The 13,199-nt window shown below is 64.3% G+C and carries 11 protein-coding genes and 1 pseudogene; 4 read left to right on the top strand and 8 right to left on the bottom strand.

The window, feature by feature from the left end; genetic code table 11:
• The first annotated feature begins 340 nt into the window (after nt 1-340).
• On the top strand, nt 341-2,740 hold the full coding sequence (locus FS320_RS03255) for a bifunctional diguanylate cyclase/phosphodiesterase (protein WP_152709177.1): 2,400 nt from the start codon (nt 341-343) through the stop codon (nt 2,738-2,740).
• A 150-nt stretch (nt 2,741-2,890) separates the two neighbouring features.
• On the opposite strand, the gene der is transcribed toward FS320_RS03255, so the two are convergent.
• The 3 genes from der to FS320_RS03240 form a co-directional block, all read right to left on the bottom strand.
• Nucleotides 2,891-4,237 carry a ribosome biogenesis GTPase Der gene (gene der / locus FS320_RS03250; RefSeq protein ID WP_152709176.1) on the bottom strand — a complete coding sequence of 449 codons (1,347 nt, stop codon included), beginning with the start codon at nt 4,235-4,237 and terminating at the stop codon, nt 2,891-2,893.
• A 14-nt stretch (nt 4,238-4,251) separates the two neighbouring features.
• Nucleotides 4,252-4,926 carry a tetratricopeptide repeat protein gene (locus FS320_RS03245; protein ID WP_152709175.1) on the bottom strand — a complete coding sequence of 225 codons (675 nt, stop codon included), beginning with the start codon at nt 4,924-4,926 and terminating at the stop codon, nt 4,252-4,254.
• 78 nt (nt 4,927-5,004) lie between these two features.
• Complete coding sequence (locus tag FS320_RS03240) at nt 5,005-5,595, bottom strand: NnrU family protein (protein ID WP_338105272.1); 591 nt, start codon at nt 5,593-5,595, stop codon at nt 5,005-5,007.
• A 299-nt stretch (nt 5,596-5,894) separates the two neighbouring features.
• On the opposite strand from FS320_RS03240, the gene FS320_RS03235 reads away from it, so the two are divergent.
• The gene (locus FS320_RS03235; protein WP_162002777.1) at nt 5,895-6,518 is read left to right on the top strand and encodes a TRAP transporter small permease subunit; all 624 of its coding nucleotides are present in this window, start codon (nt 5,895-5,897) and stop codon (nt 6,516-6,518) included.
• A gap of 40 nt (nt 6,519-6,558) precedes the next feature.
• A complete protein-coding gene (locus FS320_RS03230; RefSeq protein ID WP_152709173.1) occupies nt 6,559-8,454 on the top strand; it encodes a TRAP transporter large permease in 1,896 nt (631 codons plus the stop codon).
• A gap of 484 nt (nt 8,455-8,938) precedes the next feature.
• Here FS320_RS03230 and FS320_RS03225 read toward each other — a convergent pair whose 3' ends face one another.
• The 3 genes from FS320_RS03225 to FS320_RS03215 are packed head-to-tail and all read right to left on the bottom strand — an operon-like array spanning nt 8,939 to nt 12,213.
• Nucleotides 8,939-9,286 (bottom strand): ArsC family reductase, encoded by a 348-nt coding sequence (locus FS320_RS03225; protein ID WP_152709172.1) that lies wholly within the window; start codon nt 9,284-9,286, stop codon nt 8,939-8,941.
• Nucleotides 9,287-9,289: 3 nt separating this feature from the next.
• Nucleotides 9,290-10,861: a glutamine-hydrolyzing GMP synthase gene (gene guaA / locus FS320_RS03220; protein WP_152709171.1), complete on the bottom strand. Its 1,572-nt coding sequence runs from the start codon at nt 10,859-10,861 to the stop codon at nt 9,290-9,292.
• A 53-nt stretch (nt 10,862-10,914) separates the two neighbouring features.
• A complete protein-coding gene (locus tag FS320_RS03215) occupies nt 10,915-12,213 on the bottom strand; it encodes an RsmB/NOP family class I SAM-dependent RNA methyltransferase (RefSeq protein ID WP_152709170.1) in 1,299 nt (432 codons plus the stop codon).
• Nucleotides 12,214-12,335: 122 nt separating this feature from the next.
• On the opposite strand from FS320_RS03215, the gene FS320_RS45780 reads away from it, so the two are divergent.
• Complete coding sequence (locus tag FS320_RS45780; RefSeq protein ID WP_162866252.1) at nt 12,336-12,485, top strand: hypothetical protein; 150 nt, start codon at nt 12,336-12,338, stop codon at nt 12,483-12,485.
• Nucleotides 12,486-12,639: 154 nt separating this feature from the next.
• Here FS320_RS45780 and FS320_RS03210 read toward each other — a convergent pair whose 3' ends face one another.
• Both FS320_RS03210 and FS320_RS45775 read right to left on the bottom strand, forming a co-directional pair.
• Nucleotides 12,640-12,819 (bottom strand): MAPEG family protein, encoded by a 180-nt coding sequence (locus tag FS320_RS03210; RefSeq protein WP_244626948.1) that lies wholly within the window; start codon nt 12,817-12,819, stop codon nt 12,640-12,642.
• A gap of 51 nt (nt 12,820-12,870) precedes the next feature.
• A pseudogene (locus tag FS320_RS45775) lies at nt 12,871-13,199 on the bottom strand (recombinase family protein); the annotation flags it as partial.

The following is a 13,199-nucleotide window of genomic DNA, read 5'->3' as shown; positions in this document are numbered from 1 at the left end:
CCGGATCGGAGGGGCTTTTTCTGTTTGAGGCCCGGCGAATATGTGGACCGGCCCATGACCCTGTCGGTGTCATCAGCCTCCGTTAACCCTGCTGCCCGATAAACGTCTCCCCGTGCCCACCCATCGTTGACTTGGCGAGGCGATGTCTCATCTTACCGGGCGGGACATTTTCCCGAAATCCATGGCGGATTGGAGCTCACCTGGGCGAGCCGGTCCAAAGGCATGATGCCGCCCCGCCATACCGGTGAGAGACCGGATTTTTCCTAAGTTCAATCTCCGATTCCGACAGGCTTCCCTCGTGCGCGACATCGCTGCAGCGGGCCGTCTGCAAAGGTTCATAATGCTGACCGTCTATGATTGCATCGTTTCCGAGCACGATCTCCGGCTCGTCGCCCTGGCGGCCTTGGTCTGTGCGCTGGCATCGCTGACGGCGGTCAACCTGCTGCATCACGTGCGCCGCTCCGGCCATAGCAGCCGTATCGTCTGGCTCGGCATCGCCGCGGCCTCGACCGGCTTCGGCATCTGGGCCACGCATTTCATTGCCATGCTGGCGTTCTCCCCGTCCCTGCCGACCGCCTACAACGTCGTGCTGACGGTCATCTCCCTGATCGCCGCCGTCGCGCTGACCGGCATCGGCTTCGGCGCCGCGCTCCTGCCCGGGCTGGCGGCCGCGCCCTGGATCGGCGGCGCCATGGTCGGCGGCGGCATCGCCGTGATGCACTATACCGGCATGGCCGCCTTCGAAGTTGCGGGTACCATCGCGTGGGATCCGGCGCTTGTGGCGTCCTCGATCCTGCTCGGAGGCCTGATCGGCGCGGCTTCCCTGTTCGTCGCACTTCGCAGCTTCTCGCTCCGCTCCAAGCTCGTAGGCGCGCTGCTGCTCACGGTCGCGATCTGCAGCCACCATTTCACCGCCATGGGAGCGGTCGCTATCACGCCCGATCCCGCGATCGCGCTCTCGCCCTCGTCCATCCGCACCGAATGGCTCGCCATCGGCGTGGCCTTCGTCAGCCTCGCGATTCTTCTGCTCGCCGTCGTGGCCTTAAGCCTCGACATCCGAGAGCGCCGTCGCGCGTCGCTCGAGATGGAGCGCATGCGCGATCTCACCGATGCGGCGGTCGAGGGCCTCGTTCTCTGCAACGGCGATACCATCGTGACGGTCAACCAGAGCTTCGCGCGGCTCGTCGGCCTCACGTCCGATCAGATCGTGGGTCAGTCGCTCGCCGCATGGATTCCCGACAGCTCGAAGCGGGATAATCTGTTTGCGGCCCTTGGACAGGCCGTCGAAACCGAGCTGCGGAATGGCGACGGCACGCTGCTCCCCGTCGAACTGATCGCCCGCCAGATCAATTACAACGGCGCGCTCCACAACGTGGTCGCGTTCCGCGATCTGCGCGACCGCCGGAATGCGGAAGCCCAGATCCGCTATCTGGCGCATCACGATCCGCTCACCGGACTCGACAACCGGGCGAGCTTCGATCAACGCCTCGACCGCGAAATCCGCCTGCATCGCAGGGCCAAGCGTCAGATGGCGCTGCTGTGCCTCGATCTCGACGGCTTCAAGGAGGTCAACGACATCTACGGCCATGCCACCGGCGACCGGGTGCTCCAGGATATCGCCAGGCATCTCTCGGCGGTTCTCGTCGACGGGCAGATGCTCGCGCGCCTCGGCGGCGACGAGTTTGCCATCATCGCTCCTCTCGTGACCGATCCCGCCCAGGTGGGGCAGCTCGCCGACACGCTGCTGAAAAGCCTCAAATGGGACGAGGACGGCGTTCCGGCCGGACTCGTGTCGGTCAGCATCGGAATCGCGCTCTATCCATCCGACGCGAAGGACCGCACGGAGCTTCTCTCCAGCGCCGACGCGGCCCTGTACCGCGCCAAGACCGAGGGCAAGGGGACCTACCGCTTCTTCGAGGCGGCCATGGGAGCGCAGATCCGGGAACGCCGCAGCATCGAGCACGATCTGCGCAGCGCCATCGCCAACAACGAGCTGAGCCTGGCTTATCAGCCGCAGGCGCAGGTCGACACGGGAGAGGTCAACGGATTCGAAGTTCTGCTGCGCTGGACCCATCCGACACGCGGCAAAGTCCCGCCTTCGATCTTCATTCCGATCGCGGAGGATAGCGGCCTGATCCTGAAGATCGGCGAATGGGTAATGCGGGAGGCCTGCCATGAGGCCGCCACCTGGATGCGTCCGCTCACCATCGCGGTGAACGTCTCGGCGCTGCAATTGACGAGCGACGGCTTCGTCGAATTCGTCCAGAGCACCTTGAGTCAGACGAAGCTTCCGCCGGAGCGGCTGGAGATCGAGATCACCGAGACGGCGCTGATCCGCGATCCCAACCGCGCGCTGCAGACCCTGCAGAAGCTGAAGGCGCTCGGCGTCAACATTGCCATGGACGATTTCGGCACGGGCTATTCCTCGCTCTCGAACCTGCGCGCCTTCCCGTTCGACAAGATCAAGATCGACCGATCCTTCATTCAGGCGGTTCACACGAACCCGCAGGCGGCCGCCATCGTTCGCGCCGTGCTCGGGCTCGGGCGGGGCTTAGGTCTTCCCGTGATCGCGGAAGGCGTCGAGACGTCCGAGGAGTTGCGCTTTCTCGGACTCGAGGGATGCACCGAGGCGCAGGGCTACCTGTTCGGCCGCCCTGCCCCGATCGCGGAATTCGTGCCGCTGATCAACGATAACGTCGTCGTGCTGCCGCAGCCGCTCCGGCGAGCGGCCGCCGATTGAATCTGCCTTGCGTACCGCTCCGGCCGGGAGAGTTTCATTCCCGGCCGGAGCGAGGCGAAGGGGAAGGGAATCCATCTACCTGTACCGCGTTATGGATCCCTTCCCGACCTTTACGGGCCGCCGGAGATGACACGGCGGCTCAATACGCCCCTACTTCCGCTCCTTGTCGAACGGGTTCTGCCCCATGCGCAGCGAGACGCGGATGGGGGTGCCCGGAAGATCGAAGGCTTCACGGATGCTGTTGACGAGATAGCGGGTGTAGCTCTTCGGCAGGGCGTCGAGCTGATTGCCGAAGACCGCAAAATGTGGCGGGCGCGATTTGATCTGCGTCATGTAGCGGATCTTGATCCGGCGGCCCGACACGGCGGGCGGCGGATTGGTTTCCAGCGCCTCGGTGAGCCACTGGTTGAGCCGCGCAGTCGAGATGCGGGTGTTCCATTTTTCGTAGACCTGGAGCACCGCCTTCATGAGCGGATCGATGCCGCTGCCGGCCAGCCCTGAGAGCGGCACCACCGCTGCGCCGCGGACCTGTGGCAGCAGGCGGGTGGCCTTTTCCTTCAGGTCCGCGAGCAGGCCCTTCTGGTCGGCCACGAGATCCCACTTGTTGATCCCGATCACGAGGGCGCGGCCTTCCTGCTCCACCAGATCGACGATGGAGAGGTCCTGCTTCTCGAACGGGATCGTGGCGTCGAGCAGAACCACCACCACCTCGGCGAAGCGCACGGCGCGAAGCGCATCCGCGACGGAGAGCTTTTCGAGCTTGTCCTCGACTCGGGCGCGCTTTCTGATGCCTGCCGTGTCGAACAGCTTGATGGAGCGTCCGCGCCATTCCCAATCGAGCGAGATGGAATCGCGGGTGATGCCGGCCTCGGGGCCCGTGAGCATGCGGTCTTCGCCCACCATGCGGTTGATGAGGGTGGACTTGCCGGCATTCGGGCGCCCGACGATGGCGATCTGCAGCGGCTTGTTGGGATCGTCCTCTTCTTCCGCTTCCTCGTTCGGGTCGGGGAAGAAGGGCATCAGGGCCTCGAAGAGATCGGCCATGCCCTCGCCGTGCTCGGCGGAGAGCGGGACAGGATCGCCGAGGCCCAGCGAGAAAGCGTCATAGGCTCCGGCCATGCCGGCACCGCCTTCCGCCTTGTTGGCGATGAGGATCACGGGCTTGCCGGAGCGGCGCACCATCTCGGCGAAGGGCCGGTCGGCGGGCAGTATGCCGACACGTGCATCGATCACGAAGAGGATCACGTCGGCGTCGCCGATGGCGGCTTCCGTCTGCGCGCGCATGCGGCCGAGCAGGGATTCCTCATTCGCTTCCTCGAGGCCCGCCGTGTCGACGATGCGGAATTCGAGGTCGCCGAGGCGCGCCTCGCCCTCGCGCCGGTCGCGGGTCACGCCCGGCCGGTCATCCACGAGCGCCAGCTTCTTGCCGACGAGACGATTGAAGAGAGTCGATTTGCCGACATTCGGCCGCCCGACAATGGCGACGGTCGCCGTCATGTCTTTATCCTATCTTACTGAGTCGCCTGCACCGGACCGCCCGCCACGAGGGCCGTGTAGACGGCAAGACGCTGCCTCAAGGCAGACGGCGTCTCGCGATCGGCGGCGATCTGGTCGAACCAGCGACCGGCATAATCCATATCACCGGCCTTAAGGCCGGACAGTCCTAAGAGTTCCCGTGCCGAATGGCGCCAGGCTTTGGTAGGCGCGGCCAGCGGCTCCGCGGCCTGACGCACGACTGCGGGTTCGGCCGTATCGATGCGCAGCCAGACGGCGCGCAGGCGCGCGAGATCCTTCCAGAGCGGCGGGACGGAGGCGTCGTTGGCAAGAGCGTCATAGGCCGAAGCGCCGTTTTCGGCGTTCTGCTGGCCGAGTTCAGCCGCAAGGCGGAAGCGGGCGAGCATGGCATAGCCGGTGCCGCCGTCTTCCTTCACCACGGTCTCGAAGGCTCCCTGAGCTTCCTGCCCCTTGTCCTCGGAGGAGAGGCGCAGAGCCTCCTCGTAGCGCACGGCAGCCTCCTGCGCCCGGGTCTCCTGGGTGTGCTGCCAGAAGCGCCAGCCGCCGACGCCGGCCACGATCAGAATCACGACGGCAATGATGATTCCGTTGTAGCGCTTCCAGATCTGAGCCATCTGGTCGCGGCGGTATTCCTCATCGACTTCGCGAATGAACTCGTCCTTCGGGGCCATAAAACTCTCGCGGCCTCAAGCCGCCTCCTTCATCGAAGACGGTCGCCTAACACACACGCCCGCACAAGGCGAGAGGGTTCATGCCCGCATGGGCAGGACGGGAACCCCGATCAGCCAGGGATGGAGCCAGAACACGAAGGCAAGATAGATCGCCGTGCCGATGACCACCGCCAGCACATCGTTACGCCATCCGGCAGGCGCCGCAGTACCCCCATGCTGAGCCGCCACGTCCCGACGCTTGGCGCTGATGCGGGCGAACACGGCCCAGACCAGGACGGAGCCGAAGAGCAGGATCGAGCCGAGATCGCCGTTGGCAAGGAGGTGCGCCAGGGCCCAGATCTTCACACCGGCGAGCATCGGGTGCTTGAGCCGCACCTTGATGCGACCGGGGAGATAGGCCGCCGCGAGGCAAATGAAGGCGAGCCAGACCAGAATGAGGGCCAGATGCCGTGTCCAGACCGGCGGATCCCAGACCGGAATGTAGCCGCTCGCACGATATTGGCCGTAGCCGATGGCAATCAGCACAATGCCGAGAAGGGTGACAAGGGAGTAAAGGCCCTTGTAGGGCCCCTCGCCGATCCGGGCGATCAAGGCTGCTCGATTGCGTCTCGCCATGCTGAAGGAATGCATGCCGAGAAAAATCACTAGGCCGACAACGAGCAGCGTCACGGGCATCCTCCGGAAGATAGGAACTTACAGCCATTCCAGTCCGGGAATCCAATCAAGACTGACGCTCGGAGAGCGTCGGCAGAATGAATGCCCAGCAACGCCCGGCCGCAAGTTTCCGACGTTCGTCAAAGCCTTGGACTGCCTAAACTTTTAACAACGGGCCACCTTGCAGCATGAAAATTTCTCCGCTACGGACGCCCCAAACCTTGCTTTAGACTAAATCGGCACTAGCGACGCCGCCCCAAGTCCGATAGCTAGGCCGCAATATTCCCAACCAACAAGTTCTAAGGGGGAGACAGGTGACAGCACTTCTTGGGCTATCCCGTGTCATCGACTTTATCAACGAGCGCCTCGGCAAGGTCGCAGCCTGGGCTATCGTGGTGGCCATCCTGGTCTCGGCCATCAATGCCATTATCCGGCGCATCTTCGGCGTCTCGTCCAATGCCTGGCTTGAGCTGCAATGGTACCTGTTCGGCGCCGTCTTCATGCTCTGCGCCGCCTGGACGCTGAAGGCAAACGAGCACATCCGCATTGACATCGTCTCGAGCAGGCTCTCGAAGCGCGGCCGGGACGGGGTCGACGTGTTCGGACATCTCTTCTTCCTGTTCCCCTTCGTGGCCTTGCTGCTCTGGCTGTCGGTTCCCTACTTCCTTAACTCTTACCGCTCGGGCGAGGTCTCCTCGAATGCCGGCGGCCTGCTGATCTGGCCGGCCAAGGGCCTCATTCTCCTCGGCTTCATCTCGATGTTCTTCCAGTGGCTGAGCGAACTCATCAAGCGCGTCGCCATCATGCAGGGCAAGCTCGTCGACGAGGAGGCCAGCGGCCACAGCGTCGAAGCGGAAGCGGAGCGCCTCATCGCGGAAATCGGCACCGTCAACACCCCCGGGACCGGCGGCACGCCTCCCGGCGACGGCGTGAGCTGATCGTTAGGCGCCCGTTCCAAGTATTCCGGAGTTTTCATCAATGGCTGCATTGATTGCCCAGAACCTCGCGCCGATCATGTTCGCGGCGCTCGTGGTCTTCCTTCTCCTCGGCTATCCGGTCGCCTTCGCCTTGGCGGCAAACGGATTGCTGTTCTTCTTCATCGCGGTGGAGCTTGCTCCCTACGCGCCCGACACCATCACGCTCTCCTGGCCGCTCCTGCAGGCCCTGCCCGACCGCATCTTCGGCACCATGTCGAACGAGGTGCTGCTGGCGGTCCCGTTCTTCACCTTCATGGGACTGGTGCTGGAACGCTCCGGCATGGCGGAAGACCTGCTCGACACCATCGGCCAGCTCTTCGGACCCGTGCGCGGCGGCCTCGCCTATGCGGTGATCTTCGTGGGTGCGCTGCTTGCCGCCACCACGGGCGTCGTCGCAGCTTCCGTGATCTCGATGGGCCTGATCTCGCTGCCGATCATGCTGCGCTACGGCTATGACCGGCGCCTGGCTTCCGGCGTGATCGCGGCCTCGGGTACCCTGGCGCAGATCATTCCGCCCTCCCTCGTTCTCATCGTCATGGCCGACCAGCTCGGCCGGTCGGTCGGCGACATGTACGAGGGCGCGTTCCTGCCCGGCCTGATCCTGACCGGTCTTTACGCCGTCTACATCATGCTGATGTCGATCATCTATCCGAAGTCGGCCCCCGGCCTTCCTCCGGAGGCAATCGGCTACCGCGAGCCCGACGGCGCGCGGGGCGTGTGGCAGCTCGGGACCCTGGTCGTGTTCTCGGGTCTCGTCGGCTACTACGTGCTGTCGCAGACCGGCACCAAGGCCGGTGCGGACTTCGTCATCCTGACGATCTGCGTGGCAACCGTGGTGGCGCTGATCTGCGCCCTCATGAACAAGATGCTCGGCGCCAAGCGCATTGCCATCTCGGCCGTCCTGGTGGCGCTTCTGGTCGGCGCGTATGTCTACCTGCACACTCAAAACCACGAGGGCTTGGCGCTCACCTTCGAGATGATCCTGGCCGGCGCGATCTATGCGCTGGTCGTCGGCATCGTCGAGCGCTTCACCGGCTTGCGTCTCATGTCCAACATGGCGCAGCAGGTCACCTTCGTGATGGTGCCCCCGCTGCTGCTGATCTTCCTCGTGCTCGGCACCATCTTCATCGGCCTCGCGACGCCGACCGAAGGCGGCGCCATGGGCGCGCTGGGCTCGGTCATCCTGGCCGCGGCCAAGCGCAAGCTCGACAACAACCCGGCCCGGTTCAACTGGACCCTGGTGCGTCAAGCCACGGAAGCGACCGCGAAGCTCTCCGCCTTCGTGCTGTTCATCCTGATCGGCGCCCGTGTGTTCTCGCTCACCTTCTATGGCGTGAACGGGCACATCTGGGTCGAGCACCTGCTCACCTCGCTTCCGGGCGGTCAGGTCGGCTTCCTTGTGGTCGTGAATGCCCTCGTGTTCTTCCTGGCCTTCTTCCTCGATTATTTCGAGCTCGCCTTCATCATCATCCCGCTCCTCGGGCCCGCGGCCGACAAGCTCGGGATTGACCTGATCTGGTTCGGCGTGATCCTGGCCGTGAACATGCAGACCTCGTTCATGCACCCGCCCTTCGGCTTCGCCCTCTTCTTCCTGCGCTCGGTGGCTCCCAAGGTGCCATATCTCGATCGCGTGACGGGCAAGAAGATGGAGCCGGTCACCACCGGCCAGATCTACTGGGGCGCCGTTCCCTTCGTGATCATCCAGCTGATCATGGTGGGCATCGTCATCGCCTTCCCGGGCATCGTCACGCACTACAAGGGCTCAGGCCCGGTGGTTGATCCGGCGGCGGTCCAGAAGAAGCTCGACGAGCTCCTAGTCCCCGGCCTCGGTGCTCCCGGCAGCGAGCCGGGCGGCCTCCCCGGGCTGAACTTCGACGAGCCGCCGAAGATCCAGTAAGGGCGGCTCACATCAGACATGACAAAGGCGGGCTTTGCGGCCCGCCTTTTTCGTTTAGTCTGAAGAAAGTTCTCTCAGTCGCTGTGGAAGGGCTCTTACTGTCATCCCCGCGCAGGCGGGGATCCATAACCACGACCTCTGTAGAAGCAGTGCGGCGGTATCTGCTCTGCTTGTCCTGCAACGTCAGCGTCTATGGATCCCGGGCTCTGATACGGAGCCCCGGGATGACACCCGCCTCGTCATGGTCGGGCTCGTGCCGGCCATCCACGTCTTAGGAAACATAGCCATCATCCTGAGGAGCCGCTGCAAGCGGCGTCTCGAAGGAGGTTCCAGTGCTATCTGGAGGCGCCCTCCTCCTTCGAGACGGTCACGCAAGTGACCTCCTCAGGATGAGGGCTGAGTATTGTCAGCCTTCAGAACGTGGATGCCCGGCACAAGGCCGGGCATGACGGGGAGTCGACTGGCAGGAAGCGATTTCGATTGTTTACCGAAGCGCCTCTTCATAAAGCTCCGGCTTGAAACCTACCATGACGTTGCCGCCGAGTTCGAGAACGGGACGCTTGATCATGGAGGGCTGATCGAGCATGAGCGCGATGGCCTTGCGCTCGTCGAGACCGGCCTTGTCGGCATCCGGCAGCTTGCGGAAGGTCGTTCCCGTGCGGTTCAGAAGCGTCTCCCAGCCGACATTGCCGGCCCAGGCTTCCAGACGCGGACGGTCGATCCCGTCAACCTTGTAGTCGTGGAAGGCGTAAGGCACTCCCTTGCCATCGAGCCACGCACGCGCCTTCTTCATCGTGTCACAGTTCTTGATGCCGTAGAGCGTCGCCGACATTCCCTACTCCCACTCGATGGTGCCGGGCGGCTTCGACGTGATGTCGTAGGTGACGCGGTTGATGCCCTTCACCTCGTTGATGATGCGGGTCGCAACCCGGCCGAGGAAGCCCATGTCGAAGGGGTAGAAATCCGCCGTCATGCCGTCGATGGAGGTGACAGCGCGCAGCGCGCAGACGTGATCGTAGGTGCGCGCATCGCCCATGACGCCGACGGTCTTTACCGGCAGCAGCACGGCGAAGGCCTGCCAGATCTGATCGTAGAGGCCCGCGTTGCGGATCTCTCCAAGATAGATCGCATCCGCCTTGCGCAGGATGTCGAGCTTTTCGCGGGTGATCTCGCCGGGAACGCGGATGGCGAGGCCCGGACCCGGGAACGGATGGCGCCCGACGAAGGCATCGGGCAGGCCGAGCTCGCGGCCGAGCACTCTCACCTCATCCTTGAACAGCTCGCGCAGGGGCTCCACGAGCTTCATCTTCATGCGCTCAGGGAGTCCGCCGACATTGTGGTGGCTCTTGATGGTGACAGAGGGACCGCCGGTGAACGAGACGCTCTCGATCACGTCGGGATAGAGGGTGCCCTGGGCGAGGAAGTCGGCCGATCCTTTTCCTTCACTTGCGATTTTCTTCGCCTCCTCGTCGAACACGTCGATGAAGAGCTTGCCGATGGTCTTCCGCTTGACCTCCGGGTCCGACACACCTTCGAGCGCGCCGATGAAGAGATCCTGCGCCTGCACGTGGACGAGCGGGATGTTGTAGTGGTCGCGGAAGAGCGTGACCACCTGCTCGGCTTCGGCCGCGCGCAGCAGACCGTGATCGACGAAGACGCAGGTGAGCTGGTCGCCGATGGCCTCGTGGATCAGCACCGCGGCCACGGCGGAATCGACGCCGCCCGACAGGCCGCAGATCACCCGGCCGGTGCCGACCTGGGCGCGGATGCGCTCGATGGCCTCCTCGCGGAAGGCCTTCATGGTCCAGTCGCCCTTGCAGCCGGCGATGTCGCGCACGAAGTTGCGGATCAGCTGGGCTCCCTGCGGCGTGTGCACCACCTCCGGGTGGAACTGCACGCCGTAGAACTTGTGCTCCTCGTCGGCCACGACCGCGAAGGGAGCGTTCTCGGACGCGGCCAGAACCTCGAAGCCCTCCGGCAGCTTGGTCACCCGGTCGCCGTGGCTCATCCACACGGGATATTTCTTGCCGACCTGCCATACGCCCTGGAACAGCGGGCTCTCCGTCAACACCTCGATCTCGGCGCGGCCGAATTCGGAATGGTGACCACCCTCGACCTCGCCGCCGAGCTGCGCCGCCATGGTCTGCTGCCCGTAGCAGATGCCGAAGACCGGAAGGTCCGTGTCGAAGAGTTCCTGGGGCGCACGAGGCGAGGCGTCGGTCGTGACCGATTCAGGGCCGCCCGACAGGATCACGCCCTTCGGCTTCATGGTCCGGATCGCCTCGGCGGCCTTCTGGAACGGCACCACCTCCGAATAGACGCCATCCTCGCGCACGCGCCGTGCGATGAGCTGGGTCACCTGGGAGCCGAAATCGACGATGAGGATTTTATCGTGGGTCTGGGTCATGGCAGGTTCTTACGGCTTTCGGGGTCAGGACAACAATCGGATTGTGAGGCTTTTCATGGGTTTCGCACCAGGATCGCAACGTAAAAGCCGTCGGTGCCGGTCTTGTGCGGCGTCAACTGGAGCCCGTGGGCGGTCGGACGTACGATGTTCTTGAGATGGCCGAGCTGCGTCTCCTCGAGCGCCCTGTCGAGCGGCACCGGCTTGAAGCCGGCGTGGTTCTCCATGAATGCCGCGAGCGCATCGTCGTTCTCTTCGGGCAGGATCGAGCAGGTGATGTAGACGATGCGCCCATCCGGCTTCACCAGGCGAGCTGCGCGGTCGAGCACCGCTGCCTGTTCATTGCGTCGAACCTCCAGGCTGCCGGGGCGAAGGCGCCATTTCGCATCCGGGTTGCGCCGCCAGGTGCCGATGCCCGTGCAGGGCGCATCCACGAGGACGCAGTCGATCTTCCCATCGAGATCCGTGACGGCATCGGCCTTGGCCCGTGGCGTTCGGACCTGGACGTTGCGGACACCCGCGCGCGCCAGCCGATCGTGGATCGGGGCGAGACGGCGGGCATCGTTGTCGGTGGCGTAGATCTGGCCATGGTTCTCCATCTGGGCTGCCAGCGCCAGGGTCTTGCCGCCGCCGCCGGCGCAGAGATCGACCACCTGCTCGCCCGGCCTGACGCCGGACAGGAGCGCGACGAGCTGCGAGCCCTCATCCTGGATCTCGATCCAGCCTTTCAGGAACTCGGGCTCCGACTGCACGGCAGGGCCCCGTCCGTCCTCGCCCGGGGCGATCCGCAGGCCGAGCGGCGAGAGCGGCGTCTCGACGGCGTTAAGGTGCGGAAGGGCATCGTGCGCCTCCTCGCGGGAGGACACTTTCAGGGTGTTCACCCGCAGATCCAGCGGGGCGCGGGTCGTGAGCGCCTGCATCTCGGGAACGAGATCGTCCCCGAACAGGCGCCCGAGCGACGGCTCGATCCAATCCGGGAAGTCGCCGGCCACGTGGGTCGGCGCGTCGCTGAGATCGCCTCCCTTGAGGCGTGCGCGCTCGCCGGCCGTCAGCGGCTCCGGTGCGAAACGCTCGCCCGAGCACAAGGCCGCAATGGCATCGAGGTCCAGTCCGCGCTGGAGCTTCAGCATACCGAGCACGACCGCGCGGGGCGTGGTCTCGCCCATGATCCAGGCGGCAGAGGCCTTCCGGCGCAAGGCGTCATAGACGAGGCTCGCGATGGCGGCCCGATCCTTGGAGCCTGCGAAACGATGCGAAAGGCCCCAGTCCTTCAGGGCGTCGGTCGCCGGGCGACGGCGGGCATCGATATCGGCCAAGACCTCGACGGCGGCGGAGATGCGAGCGGCTGGTGTCATTGAAAAAGCACACTTAAGCTTGGCCGTATAAACGACACATTGTTACCTATTTTCCGTCCCCATCGACAGTGGATGGTGAGGATGCGTGCATTCCGCACGATTCCTCTTTGGAGCCACTCTCAATGTTGACCCGACTGACCCGCGGCCTCATCGCCGTCGGCCTCACCCTGACCATCGCGGCTTGCGCCACGGCCCCGGCCGCCGATCTCACCCCGCCCCCGGTCAAGCAGACCGATGCCAAGACGCAGCTCGAGAGCGGCAAGAAGTACTGAGCGTCTACCATACTCTCCTCCCCCTTGTGGGGAGGAGATGGAGGTGGGGGTGTAGGCGATAGTCCCTAAAGGTCTGGCGCCAACACCCCCACCCTTAGTCCCTCCCCACAAGGGGGAGGGAGAACGCGCCGTATCCTCTATAACTCCCCTGCTTCTAAACTCCGGTCTCGGCCGCGAGGACGCGAATACCGAAGATGACCCACATGGCCGCCAGGATCAGCACACCGACGACGAAGGCCTGAAAGCGCAAGGCCATCTTGTTAGAGGTGGTGTGGATCGCCGCATGGACGAGGCGGCTCGTCACGAACATCCAGGACATCACCACGAAGAGCATATCGGCCTTGCGGGTGAACAGCGGAAGTCTCTTTCATAATGCAGCCTTTCTTCAGATCCCCGGGAGGCGGATCATCTTAATGTCCTGATAATTCTCATAGTTCTTCGGCCTGCGGGCGATGACCGCCTGCACTCCTTGGCGAACGGCCTCACACGAGAGCGCTTCGACGGGAACGAGCCAGGGAGCGCCCGGCATAACCTGGGTCGCCGGTAGGATGCCGCGCGACACAAGCCTTTTGACGGATGTGATACAAATGCCAAAATGCTCGGCCGTCTTCATCAGGGTGACGGTTTGCGGCCTTGCGGGATCCGCCACGTACTGTGGCAACCCCAGACGCTCGCGCATCTCCCGCACCCGCACCGTCGTCCAGGTGTGGCCAT

It is taken from the genome of Microvirga tunisiensis (assembly GCF_009296175.1).
GTDB lineage: Bacteria > Pseudomonadota > Alphaproteobacteria > Rhizobiales > Beijerinckiaceae > Microvirga > Microvirga tunisiensis.
The sequence above is the reverse complement of the archived record's forward strand: the minus strand, read 5'-3'. Positions and strand labels throughout refer to the sequence as shown.

What these genes read in the sequence shown, in the direction of transcription:
- FS320_RS03230 (WP_152709173.1), top strand. Translation starts at nt 6,559, where the DNA reads ATGGCTGCATTGATTGCCCAGAACCTCGCGCCGATCATGTTCGCGGCG.
- FS320_RS45780 (WP_162866252.1), top strand. Translation starts at nt 12,336, where the DNA reads ATGTTGACCCGACTGACCCGCGGCCTCATCGCCGTCGGCCTCACCCTG.
- FS320_RS03215 (WP_152709170.1), bottom strand. Translation starts at nt 12,213, where the DNA reads ATGACACCAGCCGCTCGCATCTCCGCCGCCGTCGAGGTCTTGGCCGAT.
- FS320_RS03245 (WP_152709175.1), bottom strand. Translation starts at nt 4,926, where the DNA reads ATGGCCCCGAAGGACGAGTTCATTCGCGAAGTCGATGAGGAATACCGC.
- guaA (WP_152709171.1), bottom strand. Translation starts at nt 10,861, where the DNA reads ATGACCCAGACCCACGATAAAATCCTCATCGTCGATTTCGGCTCCCAG.
- FS320_RS03225 (WP_152709172.1), bottom strand. Translation starts at nt 9,286, where the DNA reads ATGTCGGCGACGCTCTACGGCATCAAGAACTGTGACACGATGAAGAAG.
- FS320_RS03255 (WP_152709177.1), top strand. Translation starts at nt 341, where the DNA reads ATGCTGACCGTCTATGATTGCATCGTTTCCGAGCACGATCTCCGGCTC.
- FS320_RS03210 (WP_244626948.1), bottom strand. Translation starts at nt 12,819, where the DNA reads ATGCTCTTCGTGGTGATGTCCTGGATGTTCGTGACGAGCCGCCTCGTC.
- der (WP_152709176.1), bottom strand. Translation starts at nt 4,237, where the DNA reads ATGACGGCGACCGTCGCCATTGTCGGGCGGCCGAATGTCGGCAAATCG.